This is a genomic window from Solimicrobium silvestre, from assembly GCF_002976435.1.
Lineage (GTDB): Bacteria > Pseudomonadota > Gammaproteobacteria > Burkholderiales > Burkholderiaceae_D > Solimicrobium > Solimicrobium silvestre.
Genome location: NZ_PUGF01000014.1, coordinates 20,029 through 42,514, shown reverse-complemented (window position 1 = coordinate 42,514; position 22,486 = coordinate 20,029). Strand labels below are relative to the sequence as shown.

Genomic DNA, 22,486 nt, shown 5'->3' with positions numbered 1-22,486 from the left:
CTTTAAGAGCGAGAAAGGCACCTTGGTTATGACACCGCGAACTACCACCTTGTTTGGTACGCGACTCTAGTCGAGGATCTTTTTCGTTTGTCTCTTTTGAAAAAGCGCGGCTAGTCCGCGTTTTTTTTCGTGCGCATTTTCACGCGCAATATTCTTTGTAAATTTAGCTTCATCCACTTACTATTTTTCTTTTGGAGAATACGATGGTTTCAGTCAGACTTCCTGATGGTTCACAACGTCAATTCGACGCCCCGGTAACAGTTGCGCAAGTCGCCGCCAGTATTGGTGCTGGCCTCGCCAAAGCGGCCTTGGCCGGTAAAGTTAATGGCCAACTGGTTGATACCTCGTTTTTGATTGAAGCTGACGCTGATTTGGCGATCGTAACAGAAAAAGATCCAGAAGGTCTGGAAGTAATTCGTCATTCCACTGCGCATTTATTGGCCTACGCGGTGAAGCAGCTTTATCCTGATGCGCAAGTCACCATCGGTCCGGTGATTGATAACGGCTTTTACTATGACTTTTCCTACAAGCGTCCATTTACACCGGATGATTTAGTCTTAATTGAAAAGAAAATGGCAGAACTGGCTAAAAAGGACGAAGTAATTACTCGCAAAGTGCTGCCGCGTGACGAAGCGGTGGCTTACTTCACTTCTATCGGTGAAGCGTATAAGGCGGAGATTATTTCCTCGATTCCGGCCGATCAAGATGTATCGCTCTACACAGAAGGCAACTTCACTGATTTGTGTCGTGGCCCGCACGTACCATCGACTGGTAAGTTGAAGGTGTTTAAGCTAATGAAGTTAGCGGGCGCCTACTGGCGCGGCGACTCTAAAAATGAAATGTTGCAGCGCGTGTACGGCACTGCCTGGATCAAAAAAGAAGATCAGGAAGCGTATTTATTTATGCTGGAGGAAGCTGAAAAACGTGACCATCGTAAATTAGGCAAGGCCTTGGATTTATTTCACATGCAAGAAGAGGCGCCGGGACTGGTGTTCTGGCATGCCAAAGGTTGGACTATCTGGCAGCAGGTTGAGCAATACATGCGTCAGGTGTATCAGGATGGCGGCTATCAGGAGGTCAAAACACCGCAAATTCTGGATCGTACTCTGTGGGAAAAAACCGGGCATTGGGAAAACTATCGCGAATCGATGTTTGCGACAGAATCGGAAAACCGCAATTACGCCTTAAAGCCGATGAATTGCCCAGGTCATTTGCAAATTTTTAATACTGGCTTGCGTAGTTATCGTGAATTGCCATTGCGTTTTGGCGAGTTCGGTCAATGCCATCGCAACGAAACTTCGGGCGCGTTACACGGCATTATGCGGGTGCGCGGCTTTACTCAGGATGATGGTCATATTTTCTGTACTGAAGAGCAAATCGCCCAGGAAGTGATGACTTTCCATCCGCAGGCGATGAAAGTGTATGCAGATTTTGGTTTTCACAATATCGACATTAAAATCGCGACTCGTCCAGATAATCGCATCGGTACTGAAGAAGACTGGGATCGCGCTGAAGAATCATTGCGTTCAGCGTTACGTGCTTGCGGTCTGACATGGCAAGAATTGCCGGGTGAAGGCGCGTTTTATGGTCCGAAAATTGAATACCATTTAAAAGATAGTTTGGGTCGCTCATGGCAGGTGGGGACTGTGCAGATTGATCCTTCCATGCCGGTACGTTTGGGTGCGGAATATGTGGCGGAAGATAATTCACGCAAAATTCCTATTATGTTGCACCGAGCTATTGTTGGCTCAATGGAACGTTTTATTGGTGTTTTGATTGAGAATTTTGCTGGCGCTTTCCCGTTGTGGTTGTCACCGGTGCAAGTTGTGGTGACAAATATTTCCGATTCGCAAGCGGAATATGCCAAATCTGTTGCTGAAAGCTTAAAGAAACAAGGCTTTAGAGTAAACCTTGATTTGCGTAATGAGAAAATAACCTATAAAATACGCGAGCATTCCGTTCAAAAAGTGCCTTACATCATTGTTATTGGTGATAAGGAAAGGGATGCAAGTACAGTGGCCGTGCGTACGCGAGGTAATCTCGATCTGGGTGTAATGCCTGTTAGTGCTTTAGTTGAGCGTCTCAATCATGAGATCGCCACAAAAGCCTGATCGAACCTTTCGCAACAGAGCACGGCCTGTTTATTTGATATTAAAAGGAAACTGCAATAGCTACTGACAAGTCAACACATCGCATCAACGGCGAAATTACCGCTCTAGAAGTACGTCTGTCCGGCGTTGAAAATGAGCCGTTAGGCATCGTAAAATTGGCCGAAGCAATTCGTTTGTCTGAAGAGGCAAGCGTGGATTTGGTCGAAATTGCACCTAACGCGCAGCCGCCAGTATGTCGCTTGATGGATTACGGCAAGTTTAAATACCAAGAGCAAAAGAAAGCGCATGAAACCAAGCTGAAACAAAAAGTTGTTTTGGTGAAGGAAGTGAAGTTCAGGCCAGGTACGGATGATGGCGATTACAACATTAAGTTGCGTAATCTGATCAAATTCCTTGATGATGGCGATAAAACTAAAATCACTTTGCGTTTTCGTGGTCGTGAAATGGCTCACCAAGACATCGGAATGCGGATGCTTGAGCGCTTGAAAGGCGACCTTGAGCCGTACGGTCAAGTTGAGCAGTTTCCGAAGATGGAAGGCCGCCAAATGGTAATGGTTTTGGCGCCGAAGAAGAAAAAGTAATTTAGTAGTAAATCCGGAATTTGTCTGACGTAGCAATACGTCAGATTAAATAACAGTGGACTCGATTTCACTGTTCTAAATAAGTGAGAGTGGGCATCAAAGTGTAGCGAGTTCGCTACCACCTACAATCACGTTAAAATTGGAACTGTCCTTAACAGACAGTAACGTTATGCCAAAAATGAAGACCAAAAGCTCTGCCAAGAAACGCTTTCGCGTGCGTCCAGGTGGAACGATCAAATGTGGACACGCTTTCAAGCGCCACATTTTGACCAAAAAGACTACCAAGAACAAACGCCAATTGCGCGGTATCACGAACGTTAATGCAGCAGACGTAGTATCAGTCATGCGCATGATGCCAAACGCTTAACCTCATACTCAATATTAAGGAGTTATCATGCCTAGAGTAAAACGTGGGGTTACAGCTCGTGCCCGTCATAAGAAAGTTCTAAATTTAGCCAAGGGTTACCGTGGTCGTCGTAGTAAGGTTTACCGTATTGCCAAGCAAGCAGTTATGCGCGCTGGTCAATATGCTTACCGCGATCGTCGTAACAAAAAACGCGTATTCCGCGCTTTGTGGATCACTCGTATCAATGCCGCGTCACGTTCACACGGCCTGACATACAGCGTATTCATGAATGGCCTTAAAAAAGCTTCTATCGGTCTGGATCGTAAGGTCTTGGCTGATATGGCTGTGATGGACAAACCAGCATTTGCTGCGATTGTTAATCAAGTTAAAGCTACCTTGGCTGCGTAATTGTTGTTAGCAATGTCCCGCTAGTTTTTAGCGGCATTGTAAAAGAGGCAGGGCAAAGGTTATACTTTGCCCTGTTTTTTATTTTGGTTAGTACTTACGCAAATCGCTTCTGCTGCGTTGTGCTCTCCTTGCTGTACCAAAGTACCATCTGCGTCGGCACGCCTTGCCGAAACAATTTTGCATAAGTCCTCTTGGTAGTCGGGCTTGTGCCAGAGCAGGAAATATCAGCATGAATTCATTAGATAATCTCGTAACTCAGGCTGGCACCGACTTTGCTGCCGCCGAAGATGCAGCCGCATTAGAAAATGCCAAGGCAAAATTTCTTGGTAAAACCGGACAAATCACTGAGCTCATGAAAGGCTTGGGTAAATTGTCGCCAGACGAGCGCAAAGCGCAGGGCGCCATTATCAATGCGATTAAAGTCCAAATCGAAAATTTATTAGGAGCGCGCCGCGACCAACTCGCGAACGCTCAAATGCAGGCGCGCTTAAATGCCGAAGCCATCGACATCACTTTGCCAGGCCGTGGCCGTAGCGTCGGTGGTATGCATCCGGTGATGCGCACTTGGGAACGGGTTGAAGAAATTTTCCGCTCGATTGGTTTTGATGTGGCCGATGGCCCTGAAATTGAAACCGACTGGACCAATTTTACTGCTCTAAACAGCCCGGAAAATCATCCGGCGCGTTCCATGCAAGACACCTTCTACGTTGAAGGTAATGACAGCACTGGCAAACCATTGTTGTTGCGTACTCATACCAGTCCAATGCAAGTGCGTTATGCACGCATGAATTCCGCCCCAATTAAAGTTATCGCACCAGGCCGCACTTATCGTGTTGATAGTGATGCGACCCATTCGCCGATGTTCCATCAGGTCGAAGGTTTGTGGATTGCCGAAGACATCAGTTTCGCTGATTTAAAAGGCGTGTACCTTAATTTTGTTAAGGCATTTTTTGAAACCGATGATTTACAAGTGCGGTTTCGTCCATCGTATTTTCCTTTCACTGAACCGTCGGCAGAAATTGACATTGCCTTTGGCAGTGGCCCATTAAAAGGACGTTGGTTAGAAGTATCTGGCTCCGGGCAAGTACACCCGAGTGTAGTGCGCAACATGGGATTAGATCCTGAGAAATACATAGGCTTTGCATTCGGCTCCGGTTTGGAACGCTTGACTATGCTGCGTTACGGGATCAGCGATTTGCGTTTGTTCTACGAAGGCGATTTGCGCTTCTTGAAGCAATTTAACTAATAACGGATTCAACTATGCAATTTTCAGAAAATTGGTTACGCACCATGGTCAACCCAAGCATGGGGTCAGACGCATTAGCACATTTGCTCACCATGTCAGGTTTGGAAGTAGAAGACACCGAAACAGTCGCACCGCCATTTAGCCATGTCGTTGTTGCGCAAGTCGTCTCGCTTGAAAAACATCCGAATGCGGATCGTTTGAACGTATGTAAAGTTGATGTCGGTACTGGCGAATTGTTGACAATCGTGTGTGGTGCGCCGAATGTGCGCGCCGGCATGAAAGTAGCTTGTGCCAAAGCGGGCGCAATGTTGCCACCCGGCGCAGATGGGAAACCGTTTGAAATTAAAGTCGGCGAGTTACGCGGCGTAGAATCGCAGGGAATGTTGTGTTCAGCGCGTGAATTAAAATTGTCAGAAGAAAATTCCGGCTTGATGGATTTGCCGGAAGATGCGCCAATCGGCGCGTCGATTCGTGACTTCCTTGATTTGGACGACCTAAAGTTCACCATCAAACTCACGCCAAATAAAGCCGATTGTTTATCGGTATTGGGCGTGGCGCGTGAAGTGTCAGCTTTGACTGGCACGGCTTTGCACGTCCCAAGTGCAACCGCTGTTCCGGTAACACTGACTGAAATTTTGCCGGTAAAAGTATCTGCGCCTGATTTATGCGGCCGTTTTTCCGGGCGTGTGATTCGTGGTGTCAACGCCAAAGCACCAACTCCAGACTGGATGAAGCAACGCTTGGAACGTGCTGGTCAACGACCTATTTCCGCGTTGGTTGATATTTCTAATTACGTCATGCTGGAACTAGGTCAGCCTAGCCATGTATTTGATTTGGATAAACTCAGCGGCGGTATTGAAGTACGTTGGGGTAAGGCTGGCGAGTCGATTAAATTATTAAACGGGAATACCGTTAACGTGGATCCGTGGATAGGCGTCATCTCCACCACCGGCGAAGCGCCGATTTTGGAATCGTTGGCGGGCATCATGGGCGGTGACGCAACTTCCGTCACGTTGGATACGCAAAATATTTATCTGGAAGCAGCGTTTTGGTGGCCAAGCGCCATTCAAGGCCGTGCTCGCCGCTTTAATTTTTCGACTGATGCAGCACATCGCTTTGAGCGCGGCGTTGATTTTGCCAGCACCGTTGCACACATCGAACGCATTACTGGTTTAATTGTGACTATTTGCGGCGGATCAGTTGGTCCAGTAGATGATCAAATCATTAATTTGCCAACTCGCCCGCCAGTCAAATTACGCACTGCGCGCGCGATTAAAGTGATCGGCGTTGCGTTGTCGGACGTTCAAATTGCTGATATCTTCCAACGCTTAGGGCTACCGTTCACCCAAGAGCCAGATGGCTTTTTGGTGACGCCGCCATCGTACCGCTTTGATATTGAAATCGAAGAAGATTTGATTGAAGAAGTGGCGCGCGTGTATGGTTTTGAAAATATCCCTGCCTTGCCGCCGGTAGCTGCATCTGCCATGCGGATTTTGCCTGAAAATACCCGCTCGTTATTTAAAGTGCGACGTCAGATTGCTGATCTGGATTATCAGGAAGTGCTGAATTACAGTTTTGTTGAAGCTGCTTGGGAGCAGGATTTTGCGAATAATGCTAATCCGATCAAGGTGCAAAACCCTATCGCGAGTCATATGAGTGTAATGCGCACCAATTTGATCGCCAGCCTGGTTGCTAATGCACGCTATAACTTAAACCGTAAAGTAAGCCGGATTCGTATTTTTGAAATTGCGCCAGTGTATTTGCGCGACGAAACTGTTCTTGATGGCGGTTTAACCGTGGCCGGATTTAACGAGCCTAAAAAATTGGCTGGTTTGTCGTATGGATCACAAGCGGAAGAGCAGTGGGGGCAGGCGACTCGTCAAGTTGATTTCTTTGATGTGAAAGCGGATATCGAAGCATTATTTGCGCCAAAAACACTACGTTTTAGCAAAGTTGATCATCCTGCATTGCATCCTGGTCGCTCGGCGCAAATTGAATGTGACGGCAAAGTGGTTGGTGTGTTGGGTGAATTGCATCCGGCATTGCAACAAAAATACGATTTGCCATTGGCACCTGTCGTGTTTGAATTGGACGCCGTTGCATTACAAGCGGTTGGCGTGCCGGCGTATCAGGAAATTCCTAAATTCCAGGCAGTCACGCGTGACTTGGCGTTGTTGGTAAATCAAACTGTTGCAGTGCAAGATGTGCTTGATGTATTTATGCAGGAACGACGTTTAAATCCAGCGTGCCTATGTGTGCAAGCCATTGTTTTATTTGATGAATATCGTGGAAAAGGTTTGCAGGATAATGAAAAAAGCCTTGCATTCCGATGCACCTTACAAGATACTCAGTCTACTCTGCAGGAGGAGCTTATTGAGGCCGCTATGGCCGCATTACTAAGCGCCGCGCAAACACGTTGTGATGCTAAGTTGCGCTCATAAATCTGGAATAATATGAATGCACTATGCTCAATTTAAAAGAGTTGGAAATTGAAGTGGAACTTGATGTGGAACAAATACGCCAACAAATGAAGGACGAGACTTTGACTGAGCCGCAATCAGAACTAGATGCCAATTTGAATCGGGCCAAGCAAGAAGCTCAAGCACGTATGATGGCCGCTAAACAACTCACGACGTTGACTAAGGCGGAATTGGCCGAGCTTTTATTTGAACAAGTCGGTTTGAATAAGCGTGAGGCCAAAGATATGGTCGAAACTTTTTTTGATGAAATTCGCAATGCGCTCGAGCGTGGTGAAGCGGTTAAACTGTCTGGTTTTGGAAATTTCCAATTGCGAGACAAACCGCAACGTCCTGGACGTAATCCTAAAACCGGTGAGGAAATCCCCATTTCCGCACGGCGCGTAGTGACTTTTCATGCGAGTCAAAAAATGAAAAGCATGGTTGACCAATTGTCTGGTCAATCTGCATCTAGTGATTCTGTTTAATAAATAATTGGATAAATTGGATTTTGCGATGAGTGAGACTTTGCATAAAGATGATGCTCTTGTTTTGCCTGCGATTCCGGCCAAGCGTTATTTTACAATAGGTGAGGTAAGCGATTTGTGCGGAGTGAAGGCACATGTATTGCGCTATTGGGAGCAAGAGTTTTCGCAATTAAAACCGGTAAAACGTCGCGGTAACCGTCGTTATTATCAGCACCACGAAGTTCTTTTAATTCGCCGGATACGTGAATTACTGTATGAACAAGGTTTCACCATTAATGGCGCTCGGAATCAACTGGGCGGACAATCGAGTTTAGAAATAAATTCGCCAAAAGAAACTTCCGAGCTGACTTTTTCGGGCGAAACGGCAGAAACTTTGCGTACGGAATTACTTAATATACAAAAACTGTTGCGTTTGTAGCAGTTAAAAGTGGTTTTTAAGTAATTAAACGCAATAAATAAAATTATTTATCATAAATAGTTGGCCGTTTGTGTTTATGCAGTATAATTGTTCATCGTTGAAATTCTAGGTAGTAGTGCAGTATCAGTCTGTCATTTCTTACTTGGTTGAAACGATCTAACGGGCGATTGCCCATCTAACTGAAATAGGAAATTGTAATGGCAACAGGTATTGTTAAATGGTTCAATGATTCTAAAGGTTTTGGTTTCATTACTCCAGACGAAGGCGGCGAAGATTTATTTGCTCACTTCTCAGCTATCCAGTCAGCTGGTTTTAAAACTCTGAAAGAAAACCAACGTGTTTCTTTCGAAGTTACTACTGGCCCTAAAGGCAAGCAAGCTTCAAATATCCAAGGTATCTAAGCTTAGGCTTTTAACCGGGTATTAAAATTTGTTGAGAAATCCCCGCACACGCGGGGATTTTTTTTGCCTATTTTTTTACTTTATCGTTATTTTTTTGCTTCTTTTTTACCTCTTTCTACTTCCTTTAGGATTTTTTGTTCCAATAATTAGGCGTGCTGTAAGCATGTTTTAAAAAATCAACGAATAAACGTATCCGCAAAGGTAAATGCCGTTTTTGCGCAAACACCGCATAAATATCATGATCTGGTGCAGCGAATTCGTCTAGCACCGACACTAATTTTCCAGTGGTTAATTCCGCACCCACTTCCCACATCGAACGCCACGCTAAACCTTTACCTGCCAAAGCCCAGTCGTGTAAAACTTCACCGTCATTGCACACCATATTGCCGCTGACTTTGTGAGTGATATTTTTGCCTTGCTGGCGAAAAGTCCAGCCGCGCTGACTGCCATCGTTATTAAACGCTAAACAATTATGGCGTGCCAAATCTGCCAGGGTGCGTGGAGTTCCGTGGCGTTTAATGTAGGCTGGCGAGGCGACTACGACCCGTTGGTTGTCGGCCAGCTTCACTCCGATCAGGCTGGAATCATTTAATGTAGCAATCCGAATTGCAATATCTACGCCATCGCCAATTAAATCGACCACGCGATCATTTAAGTTCAATGTCACATTCACCTGCTGATGTTCGGCTAAAAAGGATGGAATCAGTGGTGCAACATGTTGCCGCCCAAAGCCGGCCGGTGCGGAAATAGTCAGCTGCCCGACGGCATTAGCATTGCGTTCCGAAACGGCGGCTTCGGCTTCTTCTAATTCAGCTAAGATTCGCTGGCAATTATCTAAGAATGCCATCCCTTCGTTGGTCAGCACGATTTTTCTGGTAGTGCGCTGTAATAACTTCACACCCAAACGTTGTTCTAGCGCATCAATACGACGTCCGATTAGCGAAGGTGCAACACCTTCGGCACGTGCGGCGGCAGATAGACTGCCTTTGGTAACGACTTCAACAAAAGTTGAAATTTGTTTGAATTGATCCATAGTAGCTAAGTGGTAACGTAAATATTCAGAACGTACATCATCCTCGATTTATCACTTAATCGCAAAGATGATTTGATAAAAGTGAGTATTCATCTCATTTAGTATCTAATATACTGCGAGTTAAGTCGGCATTTGCATTAACGTTTTTTAATAGGGAGAAACACCAATGACTCAACTTCAATTACCCGCTGGAATGGAAATTATCGGCGAAATTAAACCAGGCTTCGCTTCGATTTTGACGCCGGAAGCACTGGCGTTAATCGCCAAGCTTACTCGCACTTTCGAGCCACGGCGTCAGGAATTATTGGCTGCGCGTACTGCCCGTGCCGCACGCATGGATGCCGGCGAACGCCCAGATTTTTTACCGGAAACTGCGCATATCCGTGCGGGTGACTGGAAAATTGCTCCTATTCCTAAGGCACTGGAATGCCGTCGCGTTGAAATTACCGGCCCGGTCGAACGCAAGATGGTGATTAACGCCTTGAATTCCGGCGCTGACAGCTACATGACCGACTTTGAAGATTCAAATACGCCAAACTGGGATAACCAGGTAACTGGTCAGTTGAATATGCGGGACGCGGTACGTAAAACCATTAGCATGGAACAAAACGGTAAATCGTATAAATTGAATGAAACGACCGCGACTCTGGTTGTGCGTCCACGCGGTTGGCATTTGGATGAAAAACATGTGTTAGTCGATGGCCGTCGTATTTCAGGTGGGGTTTTTGATTTTGCGTTGTTCATGGTGCATAACGCGAAAGAACAATTGGCACGCGGTGCTGGCCCGTATTTTTATTTGCCGAAATTAGAATCGCATTTGGAAGCGCGCTTGTGGAACGATATTTTTGTGATGACGCAAAACGAATTGGGCCTGCCACAAGGCACAATTAAAGCCACCGTTTTGATTGAAACTATCCTCGCTGCGTTTGAAATGGATGAGATTTTATACGAACTGCGTGAGCATAGTTCCGGCTTGAATGCAGGGCGTTGGGATTACATTTTCTCTTGCATTAAAAAATTCAAAAACGATAAAGATTTCTGCCTGGCTGATCGCGCCAAAGTTACTATGACTGCGCCATTTATGCGCGCTTATGCTTTGCTGTTGTTGAAAACCTGCCACAAGCGCAATGCGCCAGCCATCGGCGGAATGGCCGCACTAATCCCGATTAAAAATGATCCGGAAAAGAACGACATTGCGATGGGCGGCGTGCGTACTGACAAAGCCCGTGATGCAACGGATGGTTACGATGGCGGCTGGGTAGCGCATCCCGGTTTGGTAGATTTGGCGATGGGCGAATTTAAGAAAGTGTTGGGTGACAAGCTCAATCAAATCGATAAACAACGTCCTGACATTAACGTCAGCGCGGCAGATTTGCTGAATTTCCAGCCGGAAACACCGATTACTGAAGCCGGCCTGCGCTATAACATTAACGTCGGTATTCATTATTTAGGTGCATGGCTGGCTGGTAATGGTTGCGTACCGATTCATAATTTGATGGAAGATGCTGCAACCGCAGAAATCAGCCGCTCGCAAGTATGGCAATGGATACGTTCCACCAAAGGTGTGCTGGATGATGGCCGCAAAGTCACCGATGCGATGGTACGTGCAATGATTCCGGAAGAATTAGCCAAAGTTAAAGCTCTCGTCGGTGATGGCGCAACGTATGATCGCGCTGCGACTATATTCGAAGAAATGTCGACTTCCGATAATTTCGCTGAATTTTTGACTTTACCGCTGTACGAAGAGATTTGATTTGGTTTTTAGCTACTCAAAAAACCGCGTTTTTTAGCGCGGTTTTTTGTTGCTGGCTCAGATGACCAGGTCTTTTAAATAGTGTTAAATCGCAACAACATTGCTGTTTTTGCCGAATAAATAATGTATTGTACGCACTATTGCCATGTGACAAAATTGCATGGCATTAATACCCATGACATTAACAATTTATTTCGATTAATTCGAAAGGTGGAAAACATGAAGCAATACGGAGCAGAATTTTTCGGTACGTTTTGGCTGGTACTGGGCGGATGTGGCAGTGCGGTATTAGCCGCAGGATTTCCCGGTTTGGGCATCGGCTTTGTCGGCGTGTCACTGGCGTTTGGTCTAACTGTTTTGACGATGGCATATGCGATCGGCCATATTTCTGGTTGCCATTTAAATCCTGCCGTATCGATTGGACTTTGGGTTGGCGGACGTTTTCCTGCCAAGCAAGTTATTCCTTACATCATTGCCCAAGTGTTGGGCGGTTTAGTTGCCGGCGGCGTACTGTACTTAATTGCCAGCGGTAAAGCAGGTTTTAGTGTGGCTGGTGGTTTTGCGTCAAATGGTTTTGGTGAGCATTCACCTGGCAAATATTCCATGGAAGCTGCTTTTCTTTGTGAAGTCGTGATGACGATGATGTTTCTGCTGATCATCATGGGTGCAACCGATAAACGCGCTCCAGCTGGTTTTGCACCGTTGCCTATCGGTTTGGGTTTAACTTTGATTCACCTTATCAGCATTCCTGTGACCAATACGTCAGTCAACCCTGCGCGTAGTACGGCTGTTGCGTTGTACGTAGGCGATTGGGCTGTTTCGCAACTGTGGATGTTCTGGGTTGCACCGATTATGGGTGCCATTTTAGGCGCAGTGATTTATCGCTTTATTGCTTCTGAAGAAAAAAACTAAATTGATTTAACTTGGGAAACTAACGCATACAGGCTCAGTTATTAGGCTGAGTCTGTGGTGTTTCCTTGTCTCAGCATTTTCAATCTTTATTAGCCAGAATAAAGAAAGCAAAAAATGACCAATGGATTCCTTATTGATGACGCACAAGATCAGCGTGGTTACCGTTTAACATCCATCGATATGTTGCGCGGCCTGGTTTTGTTGATTATGGCGCTGGATCATGTACGTGATTTTGTCATGATGAATCATCAGGATCCGATGCTAGATCCCCATGCAACGCCATTATTATTCTTTACGCGCTGGATTACCCATTTCTGCGCACCGGTTTTCGTCTTCCTGGCTGGAACGAGTGCAGGTTTAATGACATCACGAAAAAATCCCAATTCACTTGGGATTTTTTTATTGAAGCGCGGTTTATGGCTTATCTTTGTTGAAGTGTTTATTATTTCGACAGCATTCACTTTTTCACCATTCGGCCTTGAGCAAATGGGTGGACGCACTTTTGTGGCCATGCAAGTGATCTGGGCAATTGGCGCGAGCATGGTGATACTCGCCGGAGTGCAGTTTTTAGGAGCGCGATGGTGCCTTTATATCGGCGCCATCATCGTACTAAGCCACAATTTTCTTGATGGTATTTGGCCGAAAAATAGTGATGGCATCAGTCTTCCTTTATGGGCTGCGTTGCACACTCAAATGGGCGTAACCGCGGGGCAGTTCCAGTTCTTTTTCCTTTACCCGTTACTGCCTTGGGTCGGTGTGATGTTATTAGGTTTTGGTACAGCGGTTTTATTTAAACAGGCACCTGAAAAGCGCAATCCGCAATTACTGAAAATTGGTATTGGCTTGACGCTAGGATTTGTATTGATACGCGCTATAAATTTATTCGGTGACGCGCATGGATGGCATTATCAGCCGGAAAACCTCACCGCAACGATCGAGAGTTTTTTCAATACCACCAAATATCCGCCAAGCTTGCATTACCTGTTAATGACGCTTGGCCCGGCAGCGATTATTTGCGCCTACGCCGATCAGATCAAAGGGTGGTTTAAAGATACCTTAGTCATGTTCGGGCGAGTTCCTTTTACTTTTTACGTCGCCCATTTTTATTTGGCGCACTCTATCGCCGTCATCATCGGCATGGTTCAGGGCTTTACATTTATTCAGATGAAAACTTTTTTCCCGTTTAACCCCAAACAGTTTGGTTTGGGGTTATCTGGTGTGTACGTAGTTTGGCTGCTGGTTATCGTTTGTCTTTACCCACTTTGCCGATGGGTCGCGGCAGTAAAGGCGCGACGCAATGACTGGTGGTTAAGTTATTTATAGTGCGACCGCGCTACGGCATTGCCGGCGGTAGATAGCTGAGCGTTCCTGCCAAGGCCCACAGCAAGAAAATCACCAGCGGCACATGCACAATAAATTGAACAAACGTATAGCCGACAATATCGCGTGCCTTGAGCCTGAGTATGCCGAGCAAGGGCAACATCCAGAATGGATTAATCAAATTTGGTAGTGCTTCCGCTGCGTTGTATACCGTCACCGCCCAGCCCAAATGTACCTTTAAATCGATGGCGGCCTGCATGACATAAGGCGCTTCGATGATCCATTTGCCACCGCCGGAAGGCACAAAAAATCCGAGGATGGCTGAGTAGATACCTATCACGCCAGGGAAGCTACTGTGTGTGGAAATGGTGACGAAAAATTGCGCGAGATAATGCGATAGGGTATGTCCATCGGCAGCACCCGCCTTGGTCAATATAAATGCAATGCCGCCATAAAGTGGAAACTGAATCAGCACTCCAGCGGTGCTCGGAACCGACTGCGTAACGGCGCGTAAAAAACGTTGTGGGCGCCAATTACACAGCATGCCGAATAGCAGCAATACAAAATTATAGGTGTTCAGGTTAGTAATCGCGATCAGGGGATTCTTGCTGCTGAATTCATGCCATATCCATAGCGCACCTAATGCCACTATTAACAGCGTTAGCAATGGACTACGTTCCAGCCAATCACCGGGACGGTCGATATCGGTGGTTTCCGGAGTGTCATCCAGGTTAACGGCAAGATCATCGGCAGTGCTGGCGTTGGCGTCGCGCGGTGCGGAGAAATACGCAATGCAAATCGAAACCAGCATGATGATTAACGCCAGCAGCATCGATTGCGGTAAAAAAATGGTTTGTGAAAAAGGTAGTACACCGGTAATTGCCAGCAAAGTTGGCGGCAGGCTTGCCGGGTTGGTTTGCAGTTGTGCTGCGGATGAGCTGAGACCTAAAGCCCATGTTGCTCCCAGTCCTAAATATGCTGCCGCGCCAGCGGCGCGATAGTCCATGCGTAAATCAGTGCGGCGAGCTAAGGCACGCACCAATAGGCCGGCAAATATCAGGCTAATTGCCCAGCTAATAAACGATGCGATTATGCTGACCATTGCAACAAACGCGACCGCCGAGCGGCCACTGCGAGGAAGTTTGGCGAGTCGTGCAATGAGGGCGGCGGCAGGGGGCGAGACGGCAAGTACATAGCCGGAAATAGCCACCATTGCCATTTGCATGGTGAAGGGAATTAAGCTCCAGTAACCATCACCAAATGCAATGCCTATTTGTGTGAGCGGCGCACCCATAAACCATGCGCCAGCCGCGACCACAACAACGGCTAAGGCGGCAAAAATATAGGCGTCTGGAAACCACTTTTCTGCCCAACTCGTGACTGCCTGCGCGGTGTGTTCAAGTGCGTTGCTAAATATTGTTGCCATGCTTGTTCTCCTTGTTATAAGTATTATTTATTGCGCTAGTGCAAAATCAGCGCATAGTCAGCGCGTAATCAGTTCATAACCAGCGCTTTTAAGGTAAGAAAGTCGCGTTTCACCCAATCCACATCTTCTTTAAATTTACTGTTTGACATGCCCGCTTGCCGGAATAAGGTAAGCAGTACATCGGCACCATCGCTGTTTGGGATTACTCTGAGTGGCACGTAGATTTCTGTACCGTTACCTAAATCAACATAATGATCCATCACGCCAAACTCGTTGTGATCTGTAAACCTGACCGTAATCGGTCCCTCGGGGCCTTCCGCTTTCCAGCTTGCGCCTTCTTTAATGAGTGGTGATTTGGTGAGCCCAGAGGCCCATTTAGGAAAATCTTCCGGCCGCCAGATTGCTTCGTAGAGATCTTTCCAGTTACGCTGAATTGAGATGCTAATTGTTATGGACTCAAGCATGGTGATCTCCTTCCCAGTGGCGATTACTCTGGGGAATCATAATCTTGAAATTTACTATTTGCAATTATTTCGTCTTCAAAACGGAGTCCCACCATTTTATGCTCGCTTTCACAACGGAGATAAGCGTTGCTAGTCTTCCTAATAGGCTCCATTTTTCATATTCACTACGTCACATTCGCATCGTAGTGTACACTTGGCGGTCTTGAAATTCTCTCTATACCTACTGTGACTATGACATCTCTAAGCCACCCCGAAATACTGTCTGCTACGCAAACCTGGTTAGAAAAAGCAGTTATCGGCCTAAACCTCTGCCCGTTCGCTAAAGCCGTACATGTGAAACAGCAAGTCCGTTATGCCGTCAGCGACGCCACCAGTGCGCGTGATTTGCATTCCGAATTATTACGCGAGATTAAATTTTTACTCGATGCTGATCCAACTGAAGTAGAAACTACGTTATTAATTCACCCTAACGTGCTGACTGACTTTTTAGATTTTAATGATTTTTTAGATGTAGCAGATGCATTGCTGGAAGAGCTCAATGCCGACGGCGTTTTACAAATTGCCAGCTTCCATCCAGACTATCAATTCGCTGGCACCAAGCCGGAAGATATTGAAAATTACACTAACCGTTCCCCGTACCCAACTCTACATATTCTGCGTGAAGAAAGTGTGGATCGTGCGGTTGAGTCGTATCCGGATATGGATGAAATTTTTCAGAAAAATATGGATACGCTGAATAAATTGGGGATTGAGGGCTGGCGTAAATTGTTTGATGAAATGGAACCAGGCCAGTAATCCGTGAGGGATTTCAGAGTTAAATCAATGATCCTGATAATAGGCTAAGTTAAGCTCTTGTGCGATGCTATGTAGCCGTTTATCTCTGCTTAGAAGTTTGCAACCATCTAGCGCCGTTGATGCTAATAGATGCATGTCGACATAACCGATGCCACGTGCCGCAAGTTTGTGCGTTTCGATAAAAAATAACACTTCATGGTGCTTGGCGACAGGAACGAATGGTAGTTCGTGCAATAAATGAAGCGTATTTTTTCGATCGGGTAAACTGCCGCAGGCAAGTTCGCCAATGATAAAAGGGTGGATGCAAATTTCATTGCGAAAAAGCAGGTGCTGCAATTGGTTGGTACCACGAAACAGGTCAATCCAAATCGATGTATCGGCCAGTATCATGGCATTTCTTCCCGGCGGCGCGGTATATCCTGTGCATCCGGCATAGAGCCCGCAAGTTGAGCTAGCCTCTTTGCTGCTTCACGTGCAATAAGGGCACGCAATGCTTCGTGTAATACTTCGGTTCGTTCTGTTTTGCCACTTATCTCAAGTGCTCTGGCTAGTAAATCGTCATCTAGCGTGATTGTCGTTCTCATATTTCCCCTCCATGTTGAGCACTAATTTTAGCATCAGTTGATGCTAACTATTGTGTTTTGGCTGACTATATAAGAATGCGTTGAGTGAATTGATCATTGAAGGCTGGCGTAAATTATTTGCTGGAACGGAATCATGAAGCTGATGGTTTTGCCAGAATATCATTAGCATGCCGTTCGCTGCCAATTTCAAAATAGGTCACACCGTATTTGCGAAATCCGTGCTGATGGTAAAACGTGCTGGCGCGGGTATTGTTTTGATTGACGCTCAACCAGAGCAGCGCACTACCGGTGCTCTGTTGCGCGTAGTCAGCACAGGCTGACAATAAAGCTGTACCAATATTTTGACGGGTGAAATGCTCTTGTACATACAGAGTTACCAGCTCGGTACTGGTGTGCGATACATCGTTGCACCTAGCATCCAGCTTTAGCACCGCATAGCCGACCAGATGCGCATTTTTTTCTGCAATTAGCACAATATGGTCAGGTGCAATCAGCAATTGCTGAAATTTTTCGGCGGTAAATTCGGCGAGTACGTAATCAGAAATAGCTTGGTGAATACCACTGGTTGCATAGGTATGCAACCAAACCTGGATGCCAAGAGCGGCGAGATTGCTGGCGTCAGCTAAATCAGCGAGTCGGATTGTCGTCATAAATAAGAGTGGGATTTTTAATTAAATTAAACGGGGATACTAAAAAACGCGGCCAGACATAAGTCTGGCCGCGTTTTAAACTGATGCCTTGATGTTTTTATTTATGTGAATAACATCAAGGCGATGGCTTAAGTTTTACTTTGCCAGCTCTATCGATGGTGCGTTATCCCGATGTTCAGGCGATAATTTAAAAATATTATAGATAATCGTCAGCAAAATTAAAAATACTGGGCCGACAATGAGTGCGACGCGGGTATCTTCAAAATATCCCATCATGACGGTAACGAACACTAAAAATGCTAATGTTATGTAAGAGCTGATTGGCCATAACTTCATACGGTATTTGAGGCCCGCACATTGTTCAGCAGATAAGCTGCGACGAAATTTAATTTGAGCTAATAAAATCATTGTCCATGTCCAGATTCCACTGAATGTTGCGATGGAAGTGACTATTGTAAAAATTTTCTCAGGCATCAAATAGTTGAGTAAAACGCCAAACAGCAAGATGACAATGGTTGAAATTAAAGCGATATGTGGCACGCCATTTTTAGATATATTGGCAAATTTCGCTGGAGCATGTCCATTTTGAGCCAAACTAAACAGCATTCTTCCTGCGCTAAAAATCCCGCCATTGCATGAGGAAAGTGCTGCTGTAATCACGACAAAATTAATAATTCCTGCCGCAGTTTTAATTCCGAGTCGCTCAAAGGTCATCACAAAAGGACTGCCTTGGGTGCCAATCTGGTTCCACGGGTAAATCGATAAAATGACAAATAGAGCACCAACGTAAAAAATCAAAATACGCCAAAACACTGAATTGGTGGCTTGAGGAATTGTCTTCTCTGGATTTTTTGCTTCGCCAGCCGTTAAGCCGATCATTTCAACGCCAAGATAAGCAAAAATAACCATGGGCAATGACATCAACACGCCTAGCCAACCGTTCGGCATAAATCCGCCGTGGGTCCATAAATTTGAAATCCCTAATGCAACGCCATCATTTCCAAGACCGAACGCAATAACACCGATACCGCCAAAAATCATGGCAATAATTGTGACGATTTTAATCAATGCAAACCAAAATTCAAATTCACCAAAGGCTTTAACCGCGATAAGGTTGATACTTCCCATACTGGCTAATGCGGCTAATGCCCAAATCCAGCGGGGCATATCGGGAAACCAATAGCCCATGTAAATAGCTACGGCGGTCGTTTCTGCAACACAGGTAACTATCCAGAGAAACCAGTAATTCCAGCCGGTTAAATAGCCAGCCAAAGGGCCTAAATAATCTTGAGCATAACGGCTGAATGAGCCGGCAACAGGTGTGTGTACTGCCATTTCGCCCAGAGCGCGCATGATGACAAGAATGGCCATTCCACCCAAAATATAAGACAGCATAATGGCTGGCCCTGCCATTTGTATTGCTCTTGCTGAACCTAAAAAAAGCCCGACGCCAATACACGCACCCAATGCCATCATGCGGATATGCCGTTCGCCGAGTTCTCGTTTTAATCCGCCAGTATTGGTGGACGTATTTGTTGAATTGCTCATAGATATTTCCTTGTCTTTATTTGTCTTTATTTGAGTTTTTACTGGCGCAAGTTTACATAAGTTCGATTTAAAAATAAAAATGCGGCCAGAAATAAATCTGACCGCTTTTTAAGGTAGTGAACTAACTACTTATTACAGCACTTCACTAGCATGGTCCGCTAAGCGTGAACGCTCACCACGCGCCAACGTAATATGCCCGCTGTGTGCCCAGCCTTTGAATCTGTCCACCACATAAGTTAACCCGCTGGAACCCTCGGTTAAATATGGCGTATCGATTTGGGCGATGTTTCCTAAGCAAATAATTTTGGTGCCCGGGCCTGCGCGTGTGACCAAGGTTTTTACTTGTTTAGGAGTTAAATTTTGTGCTTCATCAATAATGAGGAATTTATTCACAAAAGTACGGCCACGCATGAAGTTGAGTGATTTGATCTTGATTTTTGAACGGATCAAATCTTGAGTTGCTGCACGTCCCCAATCGCCACCGTCGTTGTCGGATTTGTTGAGTACTTCCAAGTTGTCGTCAAATGCACCCATCCACGGCGACATTTTTTCTTCTTCAGTACCCGGCAAGAAACCAATATCTTCACCTACTGGAACAGTTACGCGGGTAACGATAATTTCGTTATAAGTTTTGGTTTCTAACACTTGCGCCAAGCCAGCAGCTAAGGCCAGCAAGGTTTTACCGGTTCCGGCCTGACCTAACAGCGTTACGAAATCGCATTCTGGATCCATTAACAAATTCAGTGCAAAATTCTGTTCTCGGTTGCGAGAAGTCACGCCCCAAACACTATGCTTGGCATGACCAAAATCGCGCAACGTTTGTAATACGGCGGTTTTGCCATTGATTTGGCGCACTTGGCCATAAAACGATGCTTCGCCGTTATTCGGCTCCAGATACACAAACTGATTGACTAACAGGGTGGCAATGAAAGGGCCTGTGACGCGATAAAACGTGTTGCTGACGCCGTTGCGACTTTCTTGCCAGGACTCCATGCCTTTGCCATGTTTATTCCAAAAATCCATGGGCAGTTGCACCAAGCCGGTGTAAAGCAAGTCAGAATCTTCCATGACATGGTCATTGAAGTAATCTTCTGCTGGCAAGCCCAATGCACGCGCTTTGATGCGCATGTTGATGTCTTTGGAGACCAATACAATCGGTCGGTTCGGGTATTCAATTTCAAGCGCACGTACTACCGCTAAAATTTGATTGTCGGCTTTTCCGACAGGTAGTCCTTGCGGCAAGTTGACGTGTTGCAGTTTAGTTTGAAACAGCAAATGGCCTTTGGCTTCTTTGTTGCCTAGCTTAGAAAGCGGTATTCCTTCGCTGATATCTTCGTGCTCGGTGTCACCCACTAAGGCATCTAAAGAACGGGTAACTTGTCGTGCATTACGTGCTACTTCCGACATGCCTTTTTTATGATTATCTAATTCTTCCAGGGTAATCATCGGCAAATAGATGTCATGTTCTTCAAAGCGGAACAAACAGGATGGGTCGTGCATTAATACATTGGTATCAAGGACAAATAATTTGGTTTTACCTGCGGTATCTGCTGAGCGACTAGTGCCGGACTTAGCTCGAGTTCCTGTTGCTTTGGCTGTTGTTGTGCTCTTAACTTCAAGAACTGCTGGTTTAACGATAGAGGGTGTTTTAGCTGTGGGCGCGGGTGATTTAGCGACTACTTGAGGAGCAGTATGTGCCGTCATTAATTTGGCAACCGGCTTAATTAATACAGCTGGCTTGGAACGCGACTTATTCACTAAATTAGCGGCAGAGTTAGCAACTTGAGCAACCTGATTAACTGCAGGTGTCGTTGCCGATTTAGCTGCCGATTTAGCACTGGCCTTTGGATAGTCTTCTTTAGACAATATCACGGCTGGTTTAGTTGGCATTTTTGGAAGTGGCATTAGGACCTCAATTTACACAGATGGAAATAAAAAAAGCCGTTCGGAACATGAAAAACATGTTCCGAGTACGGCCTTTCGATAGGTAGTTTTGTTCTTCAATTATTTAGAGGCACTCACAAACTCCAGAACATCATCTACATGCCCATTTACTTTGACTGCACGCCATTCTTTCACTAATTTACTATTGCCGTCAATTAAAAAAGTGCTGCGTTCAATGCCTCGAGCTTGCTTGCCGTACATGTTTTTCATCTTCATCACATCAAACAATGTGCAAATGATTTCATCCGGGTCGGAAATTAACTCAAATGGTAAATCTAACTTGCTTTTAAAGCCTTCATGCGACCGCAGGCTGTCCCGACTTAAGCCAAAAATTTCAGTGTTGGCAGCTTGAAACTGAGGATATAAATCACGGAAAGCGATGCTTTCTGTTGTGCAACCTGGCGTATTGTCTTTAGGGTAAAAATACAGGACGATATTTTTGCCTGCATAGTCAGAGAGGGTAAATGTTTTTTCGCTGGTCATTGCAGCTGAAAAATCGGTCAGATTGTTGTTGGGGCTAACTGTCACCGTGTTCTCCTGTAGGTAGTAGATGTATTCGAGATGCTTGTCGTTATCGCCCCAAAACCAAATCAAGCCATGATTAGCTCGCCTGATCGGCCCGGTAATTCAGCCCAGTGCAGCGGTCGGCTTGGTAGCTGTGCTGGTGCGATAGTGCTTGCATATTCTGCCATTGAACTACATTGGTAACCTTGCGCTTGCCATCCAATGAGCAACTTTTCGAATATGGGGGCAAGTTTTTGCCCTTCAAGCTCCGCATGTAAGGTAAACACATGATCACGCGGTTGTTTTGTTAATTTTAAAATATGCTCAGCAATATTGTGCAATTCAATCACTTTGCCATCGATGGTTCGGCCTAATAACTCATCCAAAGTCGGTAATGTGGTCGGCATTTGGATGCAATTTAACGTTTTGTCTGCAATAGATAAACGGTAGGGGCCGATATGTGGCTCAACCAAGCTGCCATCTTCATGCAACTGCGCCCGGCCATCGGATGAATAGGCCATACCCAGATTATCCAGTTCGGCGAATGCATGTGGATTCATTTGCCAACCTGCCGCACCGTGGGTTTTTGGTGCTACACCAAAAATGGAGGTAAAACGATCCACTGACTGCTGCATTTGCTTCTTAGTCCATGCTGCATCACGTTGACGTACATTATCTTGCCAAAGCACGTGGTCCCAAGTGTGAATGCCGCATTCAAACCCTGCCTCTGCCACGGCACGCAGTTGTGCTGCGCAAGTTAAACCGATATCAGGCGCGGGTAGCAACACGCCGTACATTAAGGTTTTTAGCCCGTAATGTTCTAACACGGAAGTGCGTGATACTTTTTGAAAAAATCCCGGTTTAAAAGCACGCCGTAACGCCCAGCCGGTATGGTCCGGGCCGAGAGAAAATAAAAACGTGGCATTGGCTTTGTGTTGACTTAACAAGCGCACTAAATTAGGCGTGCCTTCACGACTGCCCCGGTAAGTATCGACATCAATTTTGAGTGTAATGGTGGGCATGTTGGGTAGGGAAGGTTAGTGCTAACAACGGAAGAGAATAATGCACTGCTGGAATACCTAAAGGTATTCCAGCAGA

The 22,486-nt window shown here is 45.8% G+C and carries 23 protein-coding genes; 13 read left to right on the top strand and 10 right to left on the bottom strand.

Translation table 11 applies throughout. The features are described 5' to 3' along the window. The first annotated feature begins 203 nt into the window (after nucleotides 1-203). The 9 genes from thrS to S2091_RS14630 all read left to right on the top strand — a co-directional run bounded on the left by thrS (nucleotide 204) and on the right by S2091_RS14630 (nucleotide 8,455). The gene (gene thrS / locus S2091_RS14670) at nucleotides 204-2,111 is read left to right on the top strand and encodes a threonine--tRNA ligase (RefSeq protein WP_105532699.1); all 1,908 of its coding nucleotides are present in this window, start codon (nucleotides 204-206) and stop codon (nucleotides 2,109-2,111) included. Between the two features lie 56 nt (nucleotides 2,112-2,167). Then, nucleotides 2,168-2,692 carry a translation initiation factor IF-3 gene (infC, locus tag S2091_RS14665; protein WP_105532698.1) on the top strand — a complete coding sequence of 175 codons (525 nt, stop codon included), beginning with the start codon at nucleotides 2,168-2,170 and terminating at the stop codon, nucleotides 2,690-2,692. A 169-nt stretch (nucleotides 2,693-2,861) separates the two neighbouring features. Next, a complete protein-coding gene (gene rpmI, locus S2091_RS14660; protein WP_105532697.1) occupies nucleotides 2,862-3,059 on the top strand; it encodes a 50S ribosomal protein L35 in 198 nt (65 codons plus the stop codon). A gap of 27 nt (nucleotides 3,060-3,086) precedes the next feature. Then, nucleotides 3,087-3,446 (top strand): 50S ribosomal protein L20, encoded by a 360-nt coding sequence (gene rplT / locus S2091_RS14655; protein ID WP_105532696.1) that lies wholly within the window; start codon nucleotides 3,087-3,089, stop codon nucleotides 3,444-3,446. A 229-nt stretch (nucleotides 3,447-3,675) separates the two neighbouring features. Beyond that, nucleotides 3,676-4,692, top strand: coding sequence for a phenylalanine--tRNA ligase subunit alpha (gene pheS / locus S2091_RS14650; RefSeq protein WP_105532695.1), 1,017 nt, complete (start codon nucleotides 3,676-3,678; stop codon nucleotides 4,690-4,692). Between the two features lie 14 nt (nucleotides 4,693-4,706). Further along, on the top strand, nucleotides 4,707-7,133 hold the full coding sequence (gene pheT, locus S2091_RS14645; protein ID WP_105532694.1) for a phenylalanine--tRNA ligase subunit beta: 2,427 nt from the start codon (nucleotides 4,707-4,709) through the stop codon (nucleotides 7,131-7,133). A gap of 86 nt (nucleotides 7,134-7,219) precedes the next feature. Then, nucleotides 7,220-7,636 carry an integration host factor subunit alpha gene (locus S2091_RS14640; protein WP_105532789.1) on the top strand — a complete coding sequence of 139 codons (417 nt, stop codon included), beginning with the start codon at nucleotides 7,220-7,222 and terminating at the stop codon, nucleotides 7,634-7,636. A 28-nt stretch (nucleotides 7,637-7,664) separates the two neighbouring features. Beyond that, nucleotides 7,665-8,054, top strand: a complete 390-nt coding sequence (locus S2091_RS14635) for a MerR family transcriptional regulator (RefSeq protein WP_105532693.1) — start codon at nucleotides 7,665-7,667, stop codon at nucleotides 8,052-8,054. A 197-nt stretch (nucleotides 8,055-8,251) separates the two neighbouring features. Continuing rightward, nucleotides 8,252-8,455 (top strand): cold-shock protein, encoded by a 204-nt coding sequence (locus tag S2091_RS14630; protein ID WP_105532692.1) that lies wholly within the window; start codon nucleotides 8,252-8,254, stop codon nucleotides 8,453-8,455. 124 nt (nucleotides 8,456-8,579) lie between these two features. On the opposite strand, the gene S2091_RS14625 is transcribed toward S2091_RS14630, so the two are convergent. After that, nucleotides 8,580-9,488: a LysR family transcriptional regulator gene (locus S2091_RS14625; protein WP_105532691.1), complete on the bottom strand. Its 909-nt coding sequence runs from the start codon at nucleotides 9,486-9,488 to the stop codon at nucleotides 8,580-8,582. A gap of 166 nt (nucleotides 9,489-9,654) precedes the next feature. Here S2091_RS14625 and aceB point away from each other — a divergent pair, with 166 nt between their 5' ends. The 3 genes from aceB to S2091_RS14610 all read left to right on the top strand — a co-directional run bounded on the left by aceB (nucleotide 9,655) and on the right by S2091_RS14610 (nucleotide 13,476). Next, nucleotides 9,655-11,241, top strand: a complete 1,587-nt coding sequence (gene aceB, locus S2091_RS14620) for a malate synthase A (RefSeq protein ID WP_105532690.1) — start codon at nucleotides 9,655-9,657, stop codon at nucleotides 11,239-11,241. A 123-nt stretch (nucleotides 11,242-11,364) separates the two neighbouring features. Beyond that, nucleotides 11,365-12,153 (top strand): aquaporin Z, encoded by a 789-nt coding sequence (gene aqpZ / locus S2091_RS14615; protein WP_423828243.1) that lies wholly within the window; start codon nucleotides 11,365-11,367, stop codon nucleotides 12,151-12,153. A gap of 114 nt (nucleotides 12,154-12,267) precedes the next feature. Beyond that, nucleotides 12,268-13,476: an acetyltransferase domain-containing protein gene (locus S2091_RS14610; protein WP_105532689.1), complete on the top strand. Its 1,209-nt coding sequence runs from the start codon at nucleotides 12,268-12,270 to the stop codon at nucleotides 13,474-13,476. A 10-nt stretch (nucleotides 13,477-13,486) separates the two neighbouring features. Here S2091_RS14610 and S2091_RS14605 read toward each other — a convergent pair whose 3' ends face one another. Then, nucleotides 13,487-14,899, bottom strand: coding sequence for a short-chain fatty acid transporter (locus S2091_RS14605; protein WP_105532688.1), 1,413 nt, complete (start codon nucleotides 14,897-14,899; stop codon nucleotides 13,487-13,489). Nucleotides 14,900-14,967: 68 nt separating this feature from the next. Next, nucleotides 14,968-15,363, bottom strand: a complete 396-nt coding sequence (locus S2091_RS14600) for a polyketide cyclase (protein WP_105532687.1) — start codon at nucleotides 15,361-15,363, stop codon at nucleotides 14,968-14,970. A gap of 231 nt (nucleotides 15,364-15,594) precedes the next feature. On the opposite strand from S2091_RS14600, the gene S2091_RS14595 reads away from it, so the two are divergent. Further along, entirely contained in the window at nucleotides 15,595-16,158 is a 564-nt protein-coding gene (locus S2091_RS14595; protein WP_105532686.1) for a DUF1415 domain-containing protein, read from the top strand. Nucleotides 16,159-16,182: 24 nt separating this feature from the next. On the opposite strand, the gene S2091_RS14590 is transcribed toward S2091_RS14595, so the two are convergent. From S2091_RS14590 to S2091_RS14560, 7 genes are all read right to left on the bottom strand, one after another. After that, nucleotides 16,183-16,548, bottom strand: coding sequence for a type II toxin-antitoxin system VapC family toxin (locus S2091_RS14590; RefSeq protein WP_105532685.1), 366 nt, complete (start codon nucleotides 16,546-16,548; stop codon nucleotides 16,183-16,185). Beyond that, nucleotides 16,545-16,742: a type II toxin-antitoxin system VapB family antitoxin gene (locus S2091_RS14585; RefSeq protein WP_105532684.1), complete on the bottom strand. Its 198-nt coding sequence runs from the start codon at nucleotides 16,740-16,742 to the stop codon at nucleotides 16,545-16,547. The genes S2091_RS14590 and S2091_RS14585 overlap by 4 nt, the downstream gene beginning before the upstream one ends. Before the next feature lie 131 nt (nucleotides 16,743-16,873). Then, nucleotides 16,874-17,392: a GNAT family N-acetyltransferase gene (locus tag S2091_RS14580; protein WP_105532683.1), complete on the bottom strand. Its 519-nt coding sequence runs from the start codon at nucleotides 17,390-17,392 to the stop codon at nucleotides 16,874-16,876. A gap of 135 nt (nucleotides 17,393-17,527) precedes the next feature. After that, nucleotides 17,528-18,940, bottom strand: coding sequence for an amino acid permease (locus S2091_RS14575; protein WP_105532682.1), 1,413 nt, complete (start codon nucleotides 18,938-18,940; stop codon nucleotides 17,528-17,530). Nucleotides 18,941-19,072: 132 nt separating this feature from the next. Then, nucleotides 19,073-20,845, bottom strand: coding sequence for a PhoH family protein (locus tag S2091_RS14570; protein ID WP_105532681.1), 1,773 nt, complete (start codon nucleotides 20,843-20,845; stop codon nucleotides 19,073-19,075). Between the two features lie 99 nt (nucleotides 20,846-20,944). Continuing rightward, entirely contained in the window at nucleotides 20,945-21,412 is a 468-nt protein-coding gene (locus S2091_RS14565) for a peroxiredoxin (RefSeq protein ID WP_279338058.1), read from the bottom strand. A gap of 62 nt (nucleotides 21,413-21,474) precedes the next feature. Beyond that, a complete protein-coding gene (locus S2091_RS14560) occupies nucleotides 21,475-22,410 on the bottom strand; it encodes a polysaccharide deacetylase family protein (RefSeq protein ID WP_105532680.1) in 936 nt (311 codons plus the stop codon). Between the last annotated feature and the right edge of the window lie 76 nt (nucleotides 22,411-22,486).